General features: G+C 68.0%; 15 protein-coding genes. 14 read left to right on the top strand and 1 reads right to left on the bottom strand.

From position 1 onward, the window contains the following. The 11 genes from Amac_RS01110 (at position 1) to Amac_RS01050 (ending at position 16007) form a co-directional block, all read left to right on the top strand. Positions 1 to 1011, top strand: a complete 1011-nt coding sequence (locus Amac_RS01110) for a quaternary amine ABC transporter ATP-binding protein (protein WP_155352352.1) — start codon at positions 1 to 3, stop codon at positions 1009 to 1011. Beyond that, positions 1008 to 2972 carry an ABC transporter permease gene (locus Amac_RS01105; protein ID WP_155352351.1) on the top strand — a complete coding sequence of 655 codons (1965 nt, stop codon included), beginning with the start codon at positions 1008 to 1010 and terminating at the stop codon, positions 2970 to 2972. The genes Amac_RS01110 and Amac_RS01105 overlap by 4 nt, the downstream gene beginning before the upstream one ends. A 13-nt stretch (positions 2973 to 2985) precedes the next feature. Then, a complete protein-coding gene (locus Amac_RS01100; protein ID WP_155348616.1) occupies positions 2986 to 3960 on the top strand; it encodes an ABC transporter substrate-binding protein in 975 nt (324 codons plus the stop codon). A gap of 101 nt (positions 3961 to 4061) precedes the next feature. Next, on the top strand, positions 4062 to 6440 hold the full coding sequence (locus Amac_RS01095) for a GcvT family protein (RefSeq protein WP_155352350.1): 2379 nt from the start codon (positions 4062 to 4064) through the stop codon (positions 6438 to 6440). Between the two features lie 10 nt (positions 6441 to 6450). Beyond that, positions 6451 to 7650, top strand: a complete 1200-nt coding sequence (locus Amac_RS01090) for a sarcosine oxidase subunit beta family protein (RefSeq protein WP_155352349.1) — start codon at positions 6451 to 6453, stop codon at positions 7648 to 7650. A 146-nt stretch (positions 7651 to 7796) separates the two neighbouring features. Then, the gene (locus tag Amac_RS01085; RefSeq protein WP_373869791.1) at positions 7797 to 8093 is read left to right on the top strand and encodes a sarcosine oxidase subunit delta; all 297 of its coding nucleotides are present in this window, start codon (positions 7797 to 7799) and stop codon (positions 8091 to 8093) included. Next, positions 8090 to 11839, top strand: a complete 3750-nt coding sequence (locus tag Amac_RS57115; protein ID WP_373869790.1) for a 2Fe-2S iron-sulfur cluster-binding protein — start codon at positions 8090 to 8092, stop codon at positions 11837 to 11839. The genes Amac_RS01085 and Amac_RS57115 overlap by 4 nt, the downstream gene beginning before the upstream one ends. A gap of 262 nt (positions 11840 to 12101) precedes the next feature. Further along, on the top strand, positions 12102 to 13268 hold the full coding sequence (locus Amac_RS01065) for an ABC transporter substrate-binding protein (protein WP_218040815.1): 1167 nt from the start codon (positions 12102 to 12104) through the stop codon (positions 13266 to 13268). Next, the gene (locus Amac_RS01060; protein ID WP_155352346.1) at positions 13265 to 14122 is read left to right on the top strand and encodes an ABC transporter permease; all 858 of its coding nucleotides are present in this window, start codon (positions 13265 to 13267) and stop codon (positions 14120 to 14122) included. The genes Amac_RS01065 and Amac_RS01060 overlap by 4 nt, the downstream gene beginning before the upstream one ends. Continuing rightward, complete coding sequence (locus Amac_RS01055) at positions 14110 to 14949, top strand: ABC transporter permease (RefSeq protein WP_155352345.1); 840 nt, start codon at positions 14110 to 14112, stop codon at positions 14947 to 14949. Before Amac_RS01060 ends, Amac_RS01055 begins: the two co-directional genes overlap by 13 nt. Continuing rightward, positions 14946 to 16007 carry an ABC transporter ATP-binding protein gene (locus tag Amac_RS01050; protein WP_155352344.1) on the top strand — a complete coding sequence of 354 codons (1062 nt, stop codon included), beginning with the start codon at positions 14946 to 14948 and terminating at the stop codon, positions 16005 to 16007. Before Amac_RS01055 ends, Amac_RS01050 begins: the two co-directional genes overlap by 4 nt. Before the next feature lie 68 nt (positions 16008 to 16075). Here the strand turns inward: Amac_RS01050 and Amac_RS01045 are convergent, their stop codons facing one another. Further along, complete coding sequence (locus Amac_RS01045) at positions 16076 to 16570, bottom strand: MarR family transcriptional regulator (RefSeq protein ID WP_155352343.1); 495 nt, start codon at positions 16568 to 16570, stop codon at positions 16076 to 16078. Between the two features lie 65 nt (positions 16571 to 16635). Between Amac_RS01045 and Amac_RS01040 the strand changes: the two genes are divergently transcribed. The 3 genes from Amac_RS01040 (at position 16636) to Amac_RS01030 (ending at position 21600) form a co-directional block, all read left to right on the top strand. Beyond that, positions 16636 to 17301, top strand: coding sequence for an NAD(P)-dependent oxidoreductase (locus Amac_RS01040; RefSeq protein WP_155352342.1), 666 nt, complete (start codon positions 16636 to 16638; stop codon positions 17299 to 17301). 305 nt (positions 17302 to 17606) lie between these two features. Continuing rightward, a complete protein-coding gene (locus Amac_RS53445) occupies positions 17607 to 18338 on the top strand; it encodes a hypothetical protein (protein ID WP_170322228.1) in 732 nt (243 codons plus the stop codon). Between the two features lie 214 nt (positions 18339 to 18552). Continuing rightward, positions 18553 to 21600 carry a glycoside hydrolase family 9 protein gene (locus Amac_RS01030; RefSeq protein ID WP_218040814.1) on the top strand — a complete coding sequence of 1016 codons (3048 nt, stop codon included), beginning with the start codon at positions 18553 to 18555 and terminating at the stop codon, positions 21598 to 21600. Positions 21601 to 21621: the final 21 nt, after the last annotated feature.

The following is a 21621-nucleotide window of genomic DNA, read 5'->3' as shown; positions in this document are numbered from 1 at the left end:
ATGAAAGATCAGCCCGTCCTCGACGTACGCGGCCTGTGGAAGGTTTTCGGGCCCAAGCCGGAGCGCGCCGTCGGCAGCACGCTGTCGCGGCAGGAGTTGAAAGAGCGGACGGGGTGCGTGGCCGCCGTCCGGGATGTCTCTTTCACGGTACGGCCCGGCGAGGTCTTCGTCGTGATGGGATTGTCGGGGTCGGGCAAGTCGACGCTGGTCAGATGCCTGACGCGGCTGGTCGAGCCGACCGCCGGCGAGATCCTCTTCGATGGGGCGGACATCAGGCAGGCCGACGAGAGGCGGCTGCGGGAGCTGCGGCGGCATCGGCTGGCGATGGTGTTCCAGCATTTCGGGCTGCTGCCGCATCGGTGCGTGCTGGACAACGTCGCGTACGGGCTGGAGATCCGCGGCAGCGCGCGGCCAGAACGCTACAAGCGGGCCCGCGAGGTGCTGGAACTGGTGGGGTTGACCGGGTTCGAGAACTCCTATCCGGACCAGCTCTCGGGGGGCATGCAGCAGCGGGTGGGGCTGGCGCGGGCGCTCGCCGTGGATCCCGATCTGCTGCTGTTCGACGAGCCGTTCTCGGCGCTGGATCCGCTGATCCGGCGCGAGATGCAGAACGAGATCATCCGGCTGCACCACGAGGTGGGCAAGACGATGGTGTTCATCACGCACGATCTCAGCGAGGCGCTCAAACTGGGCGATCGTATTCTGATCATGCGGGATGGCGCGCTGGTGCAGATGGGCACCCCGGACGAGGTGGTGGGCGCGCCCGCCGACGACTACGTGCGGGATTTCGTGAGCGATGTGCCCCGGTCGCATGTGCTGACCCTGCGGTGGATCATGCGGGAGGCGCTGCCGGACGAGCCGCTGGACGGGCCCGAACTGGCGCCCGATCTGGTGATTCGCGAGGCGGTCCACACGGTTCTGTCCGCCGATCGCCCGGTGCGGGTGGTCCGCGAGGGTGAGCTGCTCGGCGTCGTCACCAGCGCCGAGATCCTCGAAATGATCGCAAGATGATCACGCTCAGCGTGCCCGCGCGGTTGCCCGCCCGCCGTTACCTGGCCGGGGCGATCGTGGCGGCGTGGGTGCTCGGGCACGCGTTGCTGGCCGGCCGGGACACGCTGGCGCTGGGCGGGGCCGAGCTGACGCCGCTGCACGAGGGCGTCAACGAGGCGTGGGACACGGTCGACGACAACCGCAACAGCAATCCGTTCTTCTTGTACTTCGTCAACTACATCCGGCTCATCCTGGATGAGTCCGTTAAATTCGTGCAGGCGCTGATCAGCCAGCCGTCGTTCGGGCGTCCGGTGCCGGTGCTCGGCTGGCTGGGCGTGGTGGCGCTCGCGGCCGCCGTGACGTACATATTCGGAAATATCCGGGTGGCGTTGCTGACCGTGGCCGGGTTCGTGTCGTTCGGGCTGCTGGGGCTCTGGGCGGAGAGCATGGACACGCTCGCGCTGACGCTGACCGCGGTGGCGTACTCGCTGGCGGTGGGGATTCCGCTGGGCGTGTGGGCGGGGCTGAGCGGGCGTTTTAACCGGTTCGTCACGCCGGTGCTGGATTTCATGCAGACGATGCCGACGTTCGTGTATCTGGCGCCGTTGACGCTGTTCTTCCTGATCGGCCCGGCCAGCGCGACCATCGCCACGATGATCTACGCGATTCCCCCGGCGATCCGGATCACCGCGCACGCCATCCGCGAGGTGTCCCCGGTGACGCTGGAGGCCAGCTCGTCGCTGGGCGCCACGTCGGCGCAGTCGCTCCGGCATGTACGGCTCCCGCTGGCCAGGCGCACCATCGTCGTCGGCGTCAACCAGACGATCATGGCGGCGCTGTCGATGGCCACGATCGCGGCCTTGATCGACGCGCCGGGGCTGGGCAAGACCGTGCTGAAAGCGCTCCAGACGCTGGATATCGGCGCGGCCTTCAACGCCGGTCTGGCGATTGTGATCATGGCGGTGGTGCTCGATCGGGCGACCACGGCGGCGAGCCATCGGGTGGAGACGCAGCGCCGTACCGGACGCCTGAGATCGGTATTTTTCCGGCGGGTGGAGGTGGCGGTCGCGCTGGGGATCGCGGCCGTGCTGGGCTACCTGTCCTATACCTATGTGTGGGCGGCGGAATTCCCGGCCGGAGCGAACATCGGGTCCTATGTCCGGCGGGCGGCGGACGCGGCCAGTGTCTGGGTTCAGGACAGCCTGTCCGGATTCACCGACGCGCTCAAGAACGTGATCACCTACGGCCTGCTCAACCCGTTCGAGTCGTTGCTGGCCGGTTCGCCCTGGTGGCTGGTGTTCGCGGTCGGGGTGGGCATGGCCGCGCTCGTGGGCGGGACCCGGGCGGCGATCATCGCGGCGGCCGGTCTGGCGGCGCTGATCGGGCTCGGGCTCTGGCAGGACAGCATGGTCACCCTGGCCGCCACGCTGGTCGCGACGATTCTGGTGATGGCGCTCGGCGTGGCCACCGGCGTGTGGATCGGCAGGAGCGACCGCGCCGACGCGGTGCTGCGGCCGGTTTTGGACGCCGGGCAGACCATGCCCGCCTTCGTGTATCTCGTCCCGATCCTCGGCCTATTCGGGCCGACTCGGTTCACCGCGATCATCGCGGCCGTCGTCTTCGCGGCCCCCGTCGCGATCAAGCTGGTCGCCGAAGGCATCAGGGGCGTGCCCCCGGCCACGGTCGAGGCGGCCCGCTCGGCCGGATCGAGCTCCTGGCAGCTCATCACCAAGGTGCAACTCCCGATGGCCCGCGGCGCGGTCGCGCTGGCCGCCAACCAGGGGCTGATCTACGTGCTGTCGATGGTGGTGGTCGGCGGACTGGTCGGCGCGGGGGCGCTCGGCTACGACGTGGTCGCCGGGTTCTCCCAGCACCAACTGCGCGGCAAGGGCCTGGCGGCGGGGCTGGCCATCGTCGTGCTGGGGATCGTCTTGGACCGTGCGCGCGTGCGGCCCAGGCCAGAACGAACCGACTCGGGGTGATCAAGGAGGACTGATGGCAATTCGACGAATAGGCGTGGTGGCCGGGGCCGTGCTGGTGCTGGCCGGATGCGGCGGGGCCAAGGTCGGCGAGGCGCCCAGCGCCGCGCCCGGCACCGGGGCCGCCGGGTCGGCCGCGGCCTGCGGGACCCTCAACCTGGCGATCAATCCCTGGGTCGGGTACGAGGCGAACGCGGCCGTCATCGCGCATGTGGCCGAGAAGAACCTGGGCTGCACGGTCGTCAAGAAGGATCTGAAGGAGGAGGTCGCCTGGCAGGGCTTCGGGACCGGCGAAGTCGACGCGGTCGTGGAGAACTGGGGCCACGACGACCTGAAGCAGAAATACATCCAGGAGCAGAAGACCGCGCTCGAAGCCGGACTGACCGGGAATAAGGGTGTGATCGGCTGGTATGTCGCCCCATGGATGGCCGCGAAATATCCAGACATCACCGACTGGCAGAACCTGAACAAGTACGCCGAGCTCTTCAAGACCTCCGAGTCGGGCGACAAGGGGCAGCTGCTGGACGGCGACCCCTCGTTCGTGACGAACGACGAGGCCCTGGTGAAGAACCTCAAGCTCGACTACAAGGTGGTCTACGCCGGGAGCGAGGCGGCGCTGATCACCGCGTTCCGGCAGTCGGAGAAGGAGCAGAAGCCCATCATCGGCTACTTCTACGAACCGCAGTGGTTCCTGTCCGAGCTGAAACTGGTGAAGATCAACCTTCCGGCCTATACGGCGGGGTGTGACGCGGATGCCGCGAAGGTGGCGTGTGACTATCCGCTGTACGAGTTGGACAAGGTCGTGAGCAAGAAGTTCGCGGATTCCGGGAGTCCGGCGTACACGCTGATCAAGAACTTCAGCTGGACGAACGACGACCAGAATCTGGTGGCGAAGTACATCTCTGAGGACAAGATGACCCCGGCGGAGGCCGCCGCGAAGTGGGCCGCCGACAACGAGGCCAAGATCAAGACCTGGCTGCCGGCGAGCTGAGTTTCCAGGCGTCCCGTGCTGCTTGACACCCCGTGAGCAGCACGGGACGCTTGTTGCGGCAAACGCGGTTAGTTGCGCATATTGCAACAGCGGAGGTGGCTATGGCGGGCCCGAGCGTTGTCGTCATCGGCGCGGGAGTGGTGGGCGCGGCGCTCGCCGACGAGCTGTCCGCGCGCGGGTGGACCGATGTGACCGTGGTCGATCAAGGGGATGTGCCGGCTACGGGTGGGTCGTCGTCGCATGCCCCGGGGCTGGTCTTTCAGACCAACGGGTCGAAGGCGATGGCGGAGATGGCCCGCTACACGGTCGAGAAGTTCGTGGGGTTGGGGGCTTTCCTGCAGGTCGGGGGGCTGGAGGTGGCCACCACGCCGGAGCGGCTGCGGGAGTTGCATCGGCGGTACGGGTGGGCGACCTCGTGGGGGCTCGAGGCTGAGCTGCTGAGTCCGGAGGAGTGTGTGGCCCGGCATCCGTTGCTGGATGCGGGGCGGGTTCTTGGGGGGTTGTTCCTCGCGAGTGACGGGCTGGCGCTGGCCGTGCCCGCTGTGGCGGCGCAGCTGGCGCGTGCGCAGGAGCGGGGGGTGCGGGTGCTGGCGCGGCATGAGGTGCTCGACGTCGTCGCCGTGGACGGCCGGGTGACCGGAGTCGTCACCGATAAAGGGGAAATATCGGCGGATGTCGTGGTGTGTTGTGCGGGAATCTGGGGGCCCCGGGTGGCGCGGATGGTGGGGATGGAGCTGCCGTTGACGCCGCTGGCGCATCAGCTGGCGTGGACCGGGCGGTTGCCGGAGCTGGCCGGGGATGTGGTGGCGAGCCTGCCGATCCTGCGGCATCAGGATGCCGATCTTTATTACCGGGATCGGAACGGGACTCTTGGGGTCGGATATTACGGGCATCGGCCGATGCCTGTTTCCGCCGATGACATCCTTTCTGTGGACGCGGCCGAGGTGATGCCGTCGCTGATGGCCTTCACGCCGGACGACTTCGCGGACGCCTGGACCGAGACGCAGGCGCTGCTGCCCGCCACCCGTAACGCGAAGGTGGAGGAAGGCGTCAACGGGCTCTTCTCCTTCACGACCGACAACATGCCACTGATGGGCGAATCCCGGGACGTACGCGGATTCTGGGTGGCCGAAGCGGTGTGGGTGACGCACTCGGCGGGAGTCGGGCGGGCGATGGCGGAGTGGCTCGTCGACGGACGTTCCACCATCGATCTGCACGAATGCGACGTCAACCGCTTCGAACGACACCAACTCGCCCCGGAGTACGTCCTGGCCCGCGGTTGCCAGAACTACGTCGAGGTCTACGACATCATCCATCCGCTCCAGCCGATGGAGGACCCGCGTCCGCTTCGCACCAGTCCTTTCCAGGTACGGCAACGCGAGCTCGGCGCGTTCTTCCTGGAGGCGTCCGGGTGGGAACGCCCGCATTGGTACGGCGTCAACGAGGGATTGCCCGCTCCTTCGTATGTGCCGAACGACTGGGCTGCCCGGTACTGGTCGCCGATCGTGGGGGCGGAGGCCAAGGCGACCCGGGAGGGTGTGGCCCTTTACGACATGACCGCGCTGAAACGGCTGGAAGTGAGCGGGCCTGGCGCGACGGCGTTCCTGCAGCGGCTGACGACCGGGGATGTGGATAAATCCATCGGGTCGGTGACGTATTGCCTGCTGCTCGATGTGGATGGCGGGATTCGCAGTGATGTCACTGTGGCGCGGCTGGGTGTGGATCACTACCAGGTCGGTGCGAACGGGGAGCTGGATCTGGACTGGTTCGAGCGGCATCGTCCGGGTGATGTGTTCGTGCGGGATATCACGGCGGGCACGTGCTGTCTGGGGGTGTGGGGGCCGCGGGCGCGGGAGCTGGTGCAGCCGCTGACGGGTGTCGATCTGACGGCGCTTCGGTATTTCCGGGGGGCTCGGGGATATGTCGGGCATGTTCCGGTGACGATGCTGCGGTTGTCGTATGTCGGGGAGCTGGGGTGGGAGATCTACACCACGGCTGACATGGGGCTCAAGCTCTGGGACACGCTTATGCGGGAAGGCGCGATCGCGGCGGGGCGGGGGGCGTTCGCGAGCTTGCGGCTGGAGAAGGGGTATCGGTCGTTCGGGGTGGATATGACCTTCGAGCACGATCCGTACGAGGCGGGGCTGGGGTTCGCGGTCAAGCTGGGGAAAGGCGACTTCATCGGGCGGGACGCGGTGCTGGAGCGTAAGGAGTCGGTGCGGCGGAAGCTCACGTGTCTGGTGCTGGACGACGTGGTCATGGGGAAGGAGCCCGTCTATCACGATGGGCATGCGGTGGGGTATGTCACCAGCGCGGCTTATGGCTACACGATCGGGCGGGGTATCGCGTATGCGTGGCTTCCCGCTGAGCTTTCCGTGCCGGGGACGGGTGTGCGGATCGGTTACTTCGATCGGCTGGTGGACGCGGTTGTCGCGGCGGAGCCTTTGTTCGATCCGGCTATGGAACGCCTGCGCGGTTAGAGGGAGAACGATGCATCCGGATCGTTTGTGGCGGTCGGCGGAGCCGCGGAAGGCCTACGACGTGGTCATCGTGGGTGCGGGTGGGCATGGGCTGGCTACGGCCTACTATCTGGCGAAAAATCATGGCATCGGGGATGTGGCGGTGCTGGAGCGAGGGTGGCTGGCCGGGGGGAATATGGCCAGGAACACCACGATAATTCGGTCCAATTATCTGTGGGATGAGAGCGCGGGGATCTACGAGCACGCGCTCAAGCTGTGGGAGGGGCTGGAGGAGGATCTCGGGTATCCGTTGCTGTTCAGCCAGCGTGGTGTGCTCAATCTGGCACATAGCCTGCAGGATGTCCGCGATGGAGTCCGCCGGGTCGAGGCCAATCGTGTCAACGGGGTGGACGCCGAATGGCTGGACCCAGAGCAGGTCAAAGAGATCTGCCCGATCGTCGATGTGAGCCCTGACGTCCGCTATCCCGTGCTCGGCGCGACCTACCAGCCGCGGGCCGGTATAGCCAAACACGACAACGTCGCCTGGGCGCTGGCGAAAGCCGCCTCCGACCTGGGCGTCGATCTGATCGAACACTGCGAAGTAACCGGCATAGAAGTAACCGACGGTCGCGCCACCGCTGTAACGACCACCCGCGGCCGGATAACCGCCAATAAAATCGCGCTATCCGCTGCGGGCCACACTTCGGTTGTCGCCAAAACCGCTGGAATAGATCTCCCCCTGCAAACCCATCCGCTCCAAGCGCTCGTTTCCGAGCTCCTCGAACCCGTTCATCCCACCGTTGTCATGTCCAACGCGGTGCACGTTTATGTGAGCCAAGCCCACAAAGGCGAGCTGGTCATGGGCGCGGGAATTGACGCCGCCAACTCCTACCGCCGCCGCGGCGCCTTCCACATCATCGAACGCCAGATGGCCGCCGCCCTCGAACTCTTTCCCATCTTCGCCCGCGCCCACGTCCTGCGAACCTGGGGCGGCATCGTGGACGTCTCCCCCGACGCCTCCCCCATCATCGGCCTCACCCCCGTCGAAAATCTCTACCTCAACTGCGGCTGGGGCACCGGCGGCTTCAAAGCCACCCCCGGCATCGGCTGGTGCTACGCCCACACCATCGCCCACAACACCCCCCACCCCCTGGCGGCCCCCTTCACCCTCAACCGCTTCACCACCGGCGCCCTGGTAGACGAACACGGCGCCGCCGCCGTCGCCCACTGACTTTCCCCACATGCCCATTCCACCATCTACCGACTTTCTCCATAAGCCCATCCCGTCCCCACCGAATTTCGCCATACACCCATCCCGTCCCCACCGAATTTCCCTATAGGGCCCCGTCCCATCGTCCCCGAATTTCCCTGTATGTCATGCTGTGGAGGGCCCCCGTGCTCCTTATCTCTTGCCCCTGGTGTGGGCAGCGCGATGAAGTTGAATTTCACTATGGCGGGCAGGCTCATGTGGCTTATCCGGAGGATCCAGCCGCGTTGTCGGATGAGGAATGGGGACGGTATTTGTTCTTCCGGGAGAATCCGGAAGGATCGTTCGCGGAGCGGTGGAGCCATTCGGCAGGCTGCCGCCGGTGGTTCAACGTGGTGCGGGACACCCGGACCAATCGGATTCAGGCTGTTTATCTGCCTGGAGAGCCCCGGCCGGTGATCGGGTGAACAGGCATCCCGAACTGGGGACCATCGACCGGACGCGGGTGCTCCGGTTCGTTTTCGATGGCCAGGAGTACAGCGGACATCCCGGAGACACGCTCGCGTCCGCGCTGCTGGCCAATGGTGTTCGGCGAGTCGGGACGAGCCCGGTCCTAGGGCGGCCTCGGGGAATTTTCTCCGCTGGCGTCGAAGAGCCAAATGCGGTGGTGCAGATTGAGGCACCATTTCCCGAGCCGATGGTCTTGGCGACAACGGTAGACCTCTATGACGGATTGGTGGCGCGCAGCCTAGCCGGGCGGGGACGACTCGCCGATCAGCCAGATCCGGCACGGTATGACGCTGTTTACGCGCATTGCGATGTGCTGGTGATCGGGGCTGGTCGTGCGGGAGTGGCAGCCGCGCTGGAGGCCGAACGTTCCGGAGCCCGGGTGATCATCGCCGACTCAAAGCCGGTTACAGCCGAGGGCCTGAGAGCACCTACCAGAATGAGCGGTTCGCCAGGTTACTCGCCGTTATCCGGCGCCGTTTACGCAGGTGACAGTTCTCGCCGCACCGGCGCCAAGAACGTCAGCGGCATTCCGTTGAGCGCTCCAGCAGAACCACGGAAGCTCGGTGCGCCGACAGAACCAACGAACCTCAGTGGGCTGGCAGAACCGCGGAAGCTCGGTGCGCTGGCAGAACCAACGGAGGTCAGTGGGCCGACAGAACCGCCGGAGGTCGGTGGGCTGGTTGGGGCGGGGATTCGGGTGCTTGGGCGGACGACCGTGGTGGGGTATTACGACGACAACTATCTGGTGGCAGTTGAGCGTAGGACTGGGCATCTTGGGTTTGGTGCGTCGCCGGGGGTGGCTCGGGAGAGAGTGTGGCGGATTCGGGCTAAGCGGGTGGTTCTCGCTACTGGGGCGCTGGAGCGGCCGATCGCTTTCGCGGGGAATGATTTGCCGGGGGTGATGCTGGCGGGGGCGGCTAGGGAGTATCTGGTCCGGTTTGGGGTGTTGCCTGGGCGGCGGGCGGTGGTGTTCACGACCAATGACAGTGCTTATGCCGCCGCGTTGGAGTTGGCGGGGGCGGGGGTTGCGGTCGCGGCGATCGTGGATTCTCGGCGGGTTCCTGGTGAGGAGTGGGTGAGTCGGGCGCAGGCGGCCGGTATTGAGGTGCTTGCCGGATATTTCGTGACTGAGGCGCGGGGATGCGATGAGCTCGCTTCCGTGGTTGTCAGTCCTCGGGAGGCTTCGGGCGTCGATTTCAGCAGTCAGGAGCTTTCGGCCGATCTCTTGCTGGTGTCTGGGGGTTGGAACCCTGTTGTTCACCTGTTCAGCCAGTCGGGCGGGACGCTGCGATACGACGAGTCCCTGGGCGCGCTGGTCCCGGATGGGTCTCCGCAGGCTGTCGAGGTGGTGGGCGCCGCGCGAGGAGACATCGATCACGGCGGCGAGGTCCTGTGGTTCGTCCCGGCTGATGATTACTCGCGGCATTTCGTGGACCTTCAGCGGGATGTAACCGTTGCCGACATATGGCGGGCCACGGGTGCGGGGCTCACGTCGGTCGAGCATGTGAAGCGGTACACGACCGCGGGGACCGCACACGACCAGGGGAAGACCTCCGGAGCACTGACGGCGGCGCTGGTCGCGCACGCGATCGGGGTCACTCCGGGCGAGGTGGGTAGCACGACATTCCGGGCGCCGTACCTGCCGGTGTCGTTCGCGACGCTCGCCGGGCGCGATCGTGGCGATCTCCACGATCCGGTACGGATCACCGCGCTCCACCAATGGCACGCCGACCACGGAGCCCTGTTCGAGAACGTCGGGCAATGGAAGCGCCCCTGGTACTACCCCCAGAACGGCGAGGACATGGAAACGGCGGTACTCCGCGAATGCCGCGCCGCCCGCGAAAACGTCGCCGCGATGGACGCCTCCACGCTCGGGAAGATCGACGTGATCGGCCCCGACGCCGCCGAGTTCCTCGATCGCCTGTACACGAATCTGATCAGCTCGCTCGCCGTCGGTTCGATCAGATACGGCATGATGTGCCGCCCCGACGGCATGGTCTTCGACGACGGCACCGCGATCCGCCTGGCCGACGACCACTTCCTGATCACCACCACGACCGGCAACGCGGCCGCCGTACTCGACTGGATGGAGGAGTGGCTGCAGACCGAATGGCCCGACCTGCGGGTCACCTGCACCTCCGTCACCGAACAATGGGCCACCGTGGCCCTCGTCGGCCCCGGCTCACGAGCGGTCCTCCGCGACCTGGCCCCCGCCCTCGCCGTCGACAAGACGAGCTTCCCGTTCATGACCTGGCGCGATACCGAGGTGGCCGGCATCCCCGCCCGCGTCTGCCGCATCAGCTTCTCCGGCGAACTCGCCTACGAGATCAACGTCTCCGCCTGGTACGGCCTCGCCCTCTGGGAAGCCCTCATGTCCCGAAATATCACCCCCTACGGCACCGAAACCATGCACGTCCTCCGCGCCGAAAAGGGCTACCCCATCATCGGCCAGGACACCGACGGCACCACCACCCCCCAGGACCTCGGCATGACCTGGATCATCTCCAAAAAGAAGCCCGACTTCCTCGGCAAACGCTCCTTCACCCGCCAGGACACCTCCCGCCCCGACCGCCGCCACCTCGTCGCCCTCCTCCCCCTAAACCCCACCACCCACCTCCCCGAAGGCGCAGCCCTCCTCGCCGACAACAAAATGGTCGGCCACATCACCTCCAGCTACACCAGCGCCACCCTCAACCGCACCTTCGCCCTAGCCCTCGTAACCGGCTCCCACCCCACTCTCACCACCCTCAACGGCACCAAAGCCAACGTAACCACCCCCGTCCTGTACGACCCCGAAGGCACCCGCCGCGACGGCAACCCCGACGAAGAAGCCCGCCACGACACCGACACCGTCGATGAAACGGGCGCGGGCGACTCCCCGCCAAGAACGTCCGACAGAACGAGCGGTTCACCGGGTTACTCGCCGTTATCCGACGCCGTTTACGCAGGTGACGGTTCTCGCCGCACCGGCGCCAAGAGTGACAGCGGCAGCCTGTCCGGATTTCAAGGCCCAGAGACGCATCCTCCAGCGCCCGAGCCGAGCCCTGCAACGCAGACCGAACCCGGAGCCGCTCCCGCTCATCTCCCAGCATTTGAGCGCAGCGCCGCCACACAGACCGAACCCGGAGGCGCCCGCGCTCATCTCCCAGCATTTGAGCGCAGCGCCGCCACGCAGACGGAACCCGGAGCCGCTCCCGAGCGCAGCGCCGCCATGCAGGCCGAACCCGCAACCACTCCCCCTCATCCCCCAGCGCCTGAGCGCAGGAGCCCTTTGGATGGGTTCTTCGCCGAGTTCGATGGGGTGAGCGTGCGGGAGGTGCCCTTCCTTGAGCAGGTCAATGTCAGGAGTGGTGAACCGCTCACGCCGGCCAATGCCGCCGTGACGGATGGTGAGACGGTCACGGTCTGGCTTGGGCCGGATGAGTGGCTGGTGGTTGGGCCCTCGGAGGTGCGGGGGGTGGATGTGTCGGCGCAGCGGACCGCGATCAGGGTGAGTGGGGGGCGGGCGCGGGAGTTGCTGGCGCATGGGTGTGGGCTTGATCTGCATCCGGAGGTTTTCCCGGTTGGGCGGTGCGCGCAGACGCTGCTGGCGCGTGCGCAGATCATCCTGATCGCTGAAAGTGATGGCTTTCTGGTCCTTGTCAGGGCGTCGTTCGCGCGCTATCTGGCCGCATGGCTATTGGACGCCGCCTCCGAATTCTGACCCCACGTCCGCGCCTTGTGCTCGGTACGCAGCAAGTTCGGCACCGAATGGAGACCTTCTTGGCCGATATTGACCAATATCAAGTGGTATCGAGCAATAAAAGCACACCAAGTCATGATCGGGACCCAAGCCGAAGGACCGCCCTATGAAGTCAGCGGTTTCCAGATGGTACGCCCCTGTTCACGCGCGCGTCACTGACCGCAGAGACACCATCCCTAGTTTGTTCGGAGAAGTACTACATCGTTTCACCTGGAGATCTGCTGTGACCTCTGCACGACTGCCACTCGCCGGCCTTTCGGCCGTTCTTATTTTCGGCGCCGTCGCCTGTGGCGCGGCGCCCGGCACCACGGGGGCGTCCGGTTCCGCCGCGCCGAGCGGGGGCGGGGTGGACGCCAGGACCGCCACCTCGGCCGCCGACTTCGGCGGTCTGGACAAGCTGGTCGAGGCCGCCAACGCGGAGGGCAAGCTCCACGTCATCGCGCTGCCGCCCAGCTGGGCCAACTACGGCGAGATCCTCGCCGCGTTCAAGGCCAAGTACCCCAAGATCACGATCGAGGAGGAGACCCCGGACGCCTCCTCGGCCGACGAGATCAACGCGGTGAAGACCCGCAAGGGCCAGGACCGCGCCCCGGACGTGCTCGACGTCGGCCAAGCGTTCGCGGTGAGCGGGGCCGCCGAAGGGCTGTTCGCGCCGTACAAGGTGCAGACCTGGGACAAGATCCCGGACGGGCAGAAGGAGCCGAGCGGGCTCTGGTTCAACGACTACGGCGGCTACGTGTCGATCGGCTGTGACGCCAAGAAGGTCGACCCCTGCCCGACCACCTTCGCCGACCTGCTCAAGCCCGAGTACAAGGGCAAGGTCGCGATGAACGGCAACCCGACCAAGGCGGGTTCTGCGTTCGCCGGCGTGTACGCGGCGGCGCTGGCCAACGGCGGCTCGTTCGACGACATCAAGCCGGGCATCGAGTTCTTCAAGAAGCTGAAGGACGCCGGGAACTTCAACCCGGTCGAGACCACCCCGGCCACGATCGAGAAGGGCGAGACCCAGATCAGCATCGACTGGGACTACAACAACGCCGCCTACGCGCCGCTGATGACCCCCAAGGGCCTGGACTGGAAGACCGTCATCCCCACCGACGGCAAGTACTTCCAGCTGTACGCGCAGGCGATCAACAAGGACGCCCCGCACCCGGCGGCGGCCCGCCTCTGGCAGGAGTTCCTCTACAGCCCCGAGGGCCAGAACCTGTTCCTGAAGGGCTTCGCCCGCCCGGTGCTGCTGCCCGCGATGATCGCTGACGGAACCGTGGACCAGGCCGCGTCCGCCGCGCTGCCGGCGGTCGAGGGCACGCCCACGTTCCCGACCGACGCGCAGGCCACCAAGGCCCAGGCCGACCTGGCGGCCGGCTGGGGCGCCGCGGTCGCCGGATGACCGAGGTCAGGGCACGCCGCACCTGGGGGAAGGGGTGGGCGCCAGCCGCGCCCCTTCTCCTGGTGGTGGCCGTCGCGTTCGGGATCCCGGCGGTGATGCTCGCCGTCGGCGCGTTCACCGAGAAGGGCGCGCCCGGCGAGCCGTCCTCGTTCGGTTTCGCGAACGTGACCCGCAGCCTGCGCGAGCCGTACCTGGGCACGCTGCTGAGCAGTGTGGAGCTGTCCGCGGTGGTGGCCGTGGTGGGGGCGTTGACCGGGACGTTCGTGGCGCACGCCGTACTGACCTCGAAGAGTTCGGCGCTGCGTGAGGCGGTGCTGAGCGTGTCCGGGGTGCTGGCCAACTTCGGCGGGGTGCCGCTGGCGTTCATCTGGATCGCCACGCTCGGCAACTCCGGCGTGGTCACCACCGGCCTCGGGCTCGGCTCGGGGCTGCTCTACAACTTCTGGGGCCTGGCCCTGGTCTACCTCTACTTCTCAATCCCGCTGATGGTGCTGGTGATCGCCCCGGCGCTGGAGGGGCTGCGCCCGCAGTGGCGGGAGGCGGCGCTCAACAACGGCGCGACGACCTGGCAGTTCTGGCGGCTCGTCGGCATTCCGGTGCTGGCTCCCGCGCTGCTCGGCGGGGTGGTCCTGCTGTTCGGCGGCGCGTTCGCCGCCTACGCGACGGCCGCCGCCATGGTGGGCGCGTCGGTGCCGCTGGTGACGCTGCAGATCGCGGACGCGCTGACCGGCAACGTGCTGGTCGGCTTCGAGAACGTGGCGCTGGCGCTGAGCCTGGACATGATCGTCATCGCCCTGCTGGTGATGGCCGTCTACCTGCCGCTGCAACGAAGGAGCTCACGATGGCTGCGGTGACACCCGTCGCAACGGCCCCGGTGGCGGCGGTCGCGGGCGGCGGCTGGGGCCGGCGGGTGGTCCTGCTGATCGCCGCCGTGTACTTCCTGGTGCCGATGCTGATCGCGGCGACGTTCACCGTCTACAACGAGGCGCAGGGCTTCTCGCTCGGCGCCTACGGCCGGATCCTGTCGGCGCCCGGTTTCGTCTCGAGCTTCCTGCTGTCGCTGGCGCTGGCGGCGGCCACCATCGTCATCGTGCTGCTGCTCATCCTGCCGGCCATGCTGGCGGTGCGGCTCGGCGCGCCGGGGCTGCGGCCGGTGCTGGAGACGATCACCACGCTGCCGCTGGTCGTGCCGCCCATCACCTACGTGGTCGGCATCAGCACCTCGCTGCGGGAGGGCGCGGACGCGCTGGCGGCCACGCCGTTCTGGCAGACGCTCATCTCGCTGCAGGATGAGAACTTCCCGTTCGTGCTGGTCCTGGCGTACGTGGTGCTGGCCCTGCCGTTCGCCTACCGGTCGCTGGACGCGGGCCTGCGGGCGATCGACGTGGTCACCCTGGTCGAGGCGGCCAGGAACCTGGGCGCGTCCTGGCCGCAGGTGATGCTGCGGGTGATCATGCCCAACCTGCGTTCCGCGCTCGCCGGGGCCGCGTTCCTCACGCTGGCGCTGGTGCTCGGCGAATACACCATCGCCGCCCTGCTCGGCTACCAGACGTTCCCGGTCTGGATCGTGACGATCTCCGGCAGCGACGGGCAGCTGTCGGTGGCGCTGTCCATTCTCAGCCTGTTGCTCGCCTGGCTGCTGCTGCTCACGCTGTCCCGGGCCGGAAGGAAGAAATCATGACCGTGGAGTTCCGCGGGCTGCGGCGCACGTACGGCCCGACGGTGGCGCTGGACGGCCTGGACCTGACCGTCGAGCAGGGCGAACTGATCGCGCTGCTGGGCCCGTCCGGCTGTGGCAAGACGACCGCGCTGCGCTGTGTCGCCGGGTTCGAGAGGCCGGACTCCGGCATGGTGCTGATCAACGGCAAGGACGTCACCCGGGTTCCGGCCAACCGCCGGGACGCCGGGATGGTGTTCCAGTCGTACTCGCTGTTCCCGAACCTGAACGCGCGCGACAACGTGGCGTTCGGGATGCGGGTGCGGGGCCGGCCGGTGGCCGAGCGGCACGCCCGGGCCGACGAGCTGCTCGACCTGGTCGGCCTGGCCGGGCGGGGCGACCGTTACCCGCACCAGCTGTCCGGCGGGCAGCAGCAGCGGGTGGCGCTGGCCCGCGCGCTGGCGCTCGCGCCGCAGGTGCTGCTGCTGGACGAGCCGCTGTCGGCGCTGGACGCCAAGGTGCGGGTGTCGCTGCGGGAGGAGATCCGCCGGCTCCAGCTGGAGCTGGGCATCACCACCGTGTTCGTCACCCACGACCAGGAGGAGGCCCTGTCGATCGCCGACCGGGTCGCGGTGCTGAAGGACGGGCGTCTTGAGCAGGTGGGCGCGCCCGCCGAGATCTACGACCGCCCGGCCACGCCGTTCGTGGCCGAGTTCGTGGGCACCATGAACCATCTGGCCGGCCGGGTGACCGGCGACCGGGTGGAGGTGCTCGGCAAGCTGCTGCCGGTGGACGGCACCGCCCCCGGCGAGCTGGTGGACGTGCTGGTCCGGCCGGAGGCCGTCCTGGTCACGCCCGCCGAATCCGGCTCGGCGCTCATCCTGGCCTCCTCGTTCCGCGGCTCGACCGCCCGCCTGCGGGTGCAGCTCGCCGACGACAGCCAGGTCCTCGCCGACGTCCCCGGCCACGACGCGGTACGGCTCGCGCCCGGCCTGCGGGTGGAGGTCTCCGTGGTCGAACGCCCGGTGCTGGTCACCGCCCGTACGGCCACGGCCGATGACGAGTCGGTGGTCACGGCGTAAGAGCCGACGCCAGTCGTCACGAAGCAAAGGTGCCGGTCGCCCGATAACGGTGACCGGCACCCCCCTTTTCAGTCCTCGTCGGCGAGGGCGTCGGTGGCTTCGCGGCCGGCGACGGTGGTGCGGCGCAGGAATCCGGCGAGGAGTTCCAGCTCCTTGTCGTCGTAGCCGGTGCAGATCTCGTCCATCGCGGCGTTCATGCCCTGGTACAGGTGGTACAGCTCGGCGCCGCGGTCGCGCAGGGCCCGGACGGCCACCGCGCGCCGGTCGGACGCGTCGGGGGTGCGCTCGCGGATCACCCAGCCGCCGCGCTGGAGCCGGTCGATGATGCCGGTCACCGTGGCCGGGTGCAGCCCGGCCCTTCTGGCCAGGGCGCTCGGGCTGAGCGGGCCGTGCCGGGAGATCAGGTCCAGGCAGTCCAGATCCACGTCCTTGAGCCCGGCGTGCATGCCCACGTGGTGGTTGAGCAGCGACAGCTGGTTGCTGAGCTCGCGCAGCGACTCCTTGATCTCCACAGTCAGCCGCCGCCGGTGGCGAGCCGCGAACTCAGATGATACGGAATCCATATGATATGATCCTCGTGTCGTATGACATACAGAGAAAAGGGTATCGCCACTCGGAGGTACGAGCCATGCAACTCACGATCTTCGCGGCCACCGGCGGGATCGGCCGCCAGCTGGTCGAACAAGCCCTGGCGGAAGGGCATGACGTCACGGCGGTCGCGCGCAATCCGCGGGGTCTGAGCGGTGTGGCGCGGGTGGTCACGGCGGATCTGTCGGCGCCCGATCCCGCCGCGCTGCGGGACGCGGTGGCCGGGGCCGACGCGGTGCTGTCCGGTCTCGGCCCGCGGGCCAGGGCCGAGGCGGGCGTGGCCGGGGCCGGCACGCGGGCGATCGCGGCGGCCATGCACGACACCGGAGTGCGGCGGATCGTGGTGGTCAGCGCCGCGCCCATGGGGACGTTCCCGACCCCGGCGAACCCCCGGCCGCCGCGCTTCGATCCCGGGGACGGGTTCTTCATGCGGCACCTGTTCGCGCCGTTCGCGAAGGCGGCCTTCCGCCCGGTGTACGAGGACCTGGCCGTACTGGAGGACGTGCTGCGGGACAGCGGCCTGGACTGGACGATCGTGCGCCCGCCGCGGCTGACAAACAAGCCGCTCACCGGGGTGTACCGCACGGCGCACGGGCAGAACATCCGGGGTGGCTGGCTGGTGCCGCGCGCCGATGTGGCCCATTACATGCTGCGCACGCTGCGGGATCCCGGCACGGTCAAGCAGATCATGGGAATCGCGACGTAGCCCGCTCTTAACCGGCTAACGCTTGCTGACCAGTTTCGTCGGCTTTTGTCGGATATCTCGTCTTTAATGCACTGATTCGGCTCGGTGAACAGGTCCACTAAGGAGATTTTTCCGGTTCATTGTGGACCTTGGATCTCACCGCGGGGCGACGCCAAGGTATTAGCGTTACCCGCCGCGCGCCCTCCGGCGCCTCGTTGATCTTCCCTCCGATCGACGGCCGGGGAATTGATCGATCACCTGGTGCGTGTTCAGGCTGCCCCCGTTGATCGGCTGGCATTGCCGCACGTATGCCGATATTTCGTGCTATGAAAGGGAAATCCGTGAACCCGCAGTATCCACAAAACCCCCAATACCCTCAGCAGCCTCAGTACCCGGCCGAGCAGGCCACCACACGGTACGACCCGCAGCAGCCGCAGCAGCCCCAGTACCCCGGACAGCAGGGACAGCAGCCGCAGTACCAAGGCCAGCAGCCCCAGTATCCGGGCCAGCAGGGCCACTACCACGTCCAGCAGCCCGGCTACCCCCCGCAGCAGGGCTACCCGCAGAACGCCGGACACCCGGGGGCGCCCCAGGGCCCGCTGAAGACCCCGGTCACCCTCACGATCACCCTGATCAGCGCCCTCGTCATCGCGGTGGCCAACGTGGTGAACGGCGTCATCTACCTGATCTCCGGCGAGGACCTGCTCATCGACCAGGTGAAGTCGCTCGGCTTCAGCGAGGAGCTGGTGGAGGCGGCGATGCGGGAGGTCGACACCTCCATCGTGACCGGCCGCGCCGTGACCTTCATCATCAACGGCCTGGTCGTCGGCCTGCTGCTGATGGCGCTGCGGTCCGCCAAGACCTGGGCCCGCGTGGTGCTGACGATCTTCAGCCTGGGCGCGCTCTTCACCGCGTTGATGGCCCTGGCCGACAACCTCAGCTCGCTCAACATGATCCTCGCCCTGGCCGTCGGGCTGGCCGGGCTGACCGCCCTCATCACCGTCTGGCTGCCGCCGACCAACCGCTACGCCACCTGGCGCAAGCTCTCCGGCGCCTGATCCGCCCACGACACCCGACGCCGCGGCATGTCCGCCATGCCGCGGTGAAAGGTTCATCGAAGATCGCGCGACAACCGTTCTCCACCCCTGCGACCTGCGGATCGACCCCCCGGCGAGCAGCACCCCACCGCACGTCTTCTCGACGGTCACGAGTTCCCCTAGCCTGCGCGGGAGCGCTCCCACATTCCTCCCACGCGCTCCTGGAAGGACCGTCGTGACCCGATCGCCTGGCCGGCGCCTGCACGCGTTCGTCGCGGGCTGTGCGGCCGCCGTACTCACCCTCACCGGCCTGACGGCCTCCTCGGCGCACGCCGAGATCATCGAGCACATCGACAACGGCACGTTCGACAGCGCCACCACCCCGTGGTGGTCCACCGGGAACACCCCGATCTCGGCCGTGGACGGCGAGCTGTGCGCACAGGTGCCCGCGGGCACCGCGAACCCCTGGGACGCCAGTCTCGGCCACAACGACATCACGCTGGCCGAGGGCGACCCGTACACGCTGACCTTCACGGCCTCCGCCAGCGCGGCCGTGACGGTCCGGGCGAACGTGCAGCTGAACGAGGCGCCGTTCACCACCGCGATCTCCCGCGAGGTGGCCCTCACCACCACGCCGCAGACCTTCACCTACGAGTTCGATGGCAACCTGGACTCGGCCAACGGGACCTTCACCTTCCAGCTGGGCGGCGGCGCCGCGGCGTTCACGTTCTGCCTGGACGACGTCTCGCTGACCAGCGACACCGACGCCGAGCCTCCGGCGGGCGGGCCCGAGCAGCTGGAGAACGGCGACTTCGCCGACGGCCTCGGCGGCTGGTTCACCTACGGCACCAACGCCACCAGCACGGCGGACGGGCGGCTGTGCACCACGGTTCCGGCCGGTCTGGCCAACCCGTGGGACGCCGGCATCGGGCAGAACGACGTGCCCCTGGTGAACGGCGCCACCTACACCTTCTCGTTCGAAGCGTCGGCCTCGCCCGGCTCGTCGGTCAACGCCAACGTGCAACTGGGCGACGCGCCGTTCACTTCGTTCTTCGGGCGTACGGTGCCGCTGACCGCGGCCACGCAGACCTTCGAATACACCTTCACCGCGACCGCGGACAGCGAGCGGGCCCAGGTGGTGTTCCATGTGGGCGCCAACACGGCCGAGTACCGCCTGTGCGTGGACGACGTGTCGCTGCGCGGGGGCGAGGAGGAGCCGCCGTACGTGCCGGACACCGGCCCGCGGGTCAGGGTGAACCAGGTCGGCTACCTGCCGCACGGGCCGAAGAACGCGACCGTCGTGACCGAGGCGACCGCGGCGCTGCCGTGGCAGCTCAAGAACGGCGGCGGCACCGTGCTGGCCAGCGGGAACAGCACGCCGCGCGGCGTCGACCAGGCGTCGGGGCAGAACGTGCACACGATCGACTTCAGCTCCTACACCGGGACGGGGACCGGCCTGACGCTCGTCGCCGACGACCAGACCAGCTACCCGTTCGACATCTCCGCCGACGTCTACGACCAGCTGCGCTCGGACTCGCTGCAGTTCTTCGCCCTGCAGCGCAGCGGCATCGCCATCGACGGCGCCCTGTTCGGCGCGCAGTACGCGCGCCCGGCCGGGCACCTGGGCGTCGCCCCCAACCAGGGCGACACCGACGTGCCGTGCCAGCCGGGCGTCTGCGACTACCGCCTGGACGTGCGCGGCGGCTGGTACGACGCGGGCGACCACGGCAAGTACGTCGTCAACGGCGGCATCGCGGCCTACCAGCTGCTGAACACCTTCGAGCGGACCAAGACCGCGATCACCGGCTTCGGCGGCGCGGAGCTGGGCGACAGCACGCTGCGGGTGCCCGAGCGCGGCAACGGCGTGCCGGACGTGCTGGACGAAGCCCGCTGGGAGCTGGAGTTCCTGATGCGGATGCAGGTGCCGGTCGGGAAGCCGCTGGCGGGCATGGCCCACCACAAGATGCACGACCAGAACTGGACCGGCCTGCCACTGCAGCCCGAGGACGACCCGCAGCTCCGCGAGCTGCACCCGCCGTCCACCGCCGCCACGCTCAACCTGGCCGCCACCGCCGCCCAGTGCGCCCGGCTGTTCGCCCGGTACGACGCCGCGTTCGCGGCGAAATGCCTGACCTCGGCGAAGCGCGCTTGGACGGCCGCCAAGGCCAACCCGGCCAGGTTCGCCGACCCGAACGACGGCAACGGCGGCGGCTCCTACAGCGACGGCGACGTGAGCGACGAGTTCTACTGGGCGGCGGCCGAGCTCTACCTGACCACCGGGGAGGCGCCCTACCTGACCGAGTTGCGCGCCTCGCCGCATCACACCGGCAACGTGTTCACCTCGACCGGCTTCGGCTGGCCGGCCACCGCGGCGCTGGGCCGGATGGATCTGGCCACCATCCCGAACGAGCTGCCCGCCGCCGAGCGCCAGCAGCTCCGCCAGTCGGTGGTGACGGCCGCGGACGCGTATCTGGCCACGCTGGCCACCCAGGCGTACGGGCTGCCGCTGCCCGGCGGCGCGAACAACTACTTCTGGGGCTCCAACAGCAACATCATCAACAACGTGATCGTGCTGGCCACCGCGTACGACCTGACCAGGGACCGCAAGTACCAGACCGGGGCGCTGCAGGGGATGGACTACATCTTCGGCAGGAACGCGCTCAACCACTCCTACGTCACCGGCTGGGGGGAGAAGAACCCGCAGAACCAGCACAGCCGGATCTTCGGCCACCAGCTCGACGCGAGCCTGCCCAATCCCCCGGCGGGGTCGATCGCCGGTGGCGCGAACGCGGGGCTTGACGATCCGTACGCCTCTGGCCTGCTGGCCGGGTGCAAGCCGCAGTTCTGCTACGTCGACAACATCGAGTCGTACGCGACCAACGAGGTGGCGGTCAACTGGAACTCGGCGCTGAGCTGGATCGCGTCCGCGCTGGCCGACCAGGGTGACGGGCAGGCCCCGGCGGCCGGGGCGTGCAAGGTGGACTATGTCCGGCACGGGCAGTGGGCCGGTGGCTTCACCTCCCAGGCCACGATCACCAACACCGGGACGACGCCGATCGACGGCTGGACGCTGCGCTGGGCCTGGATCGGCGACCAGAAGGTGACCGATCACTGGCTGACCTCCATCACCCAGACGGGGGCGTCGGTGGCCGCGACCAACCTCAGCCACAACAAGAAGATCATGCCGGGGAGCACGGTCACGTTCGGCTTCCTCGGAGACAGCGCGGGCGGGGCGAACCCCACGCCAGGCCTGTTCACGCTGAACGGGAAGGCCTGCGCCTAGCGGGTTAAACCACGGCCGCGT

It is taken from the genome of Acrocarpospora macrocephala, from assembly GCF_009687865.1.
Classification (GTDB): domain Bacteria; phylum Actinomycetota; class Actinomycetes; order Streptosporangiales; family Streptosporangiaceae; genus Acrocarpospora; species Acrocarpospora macrocephala.
Note: the sequence above shows the minus strand (reverse complement) of the source record. Positions and strands in the feature narration are given on the sequence as shown.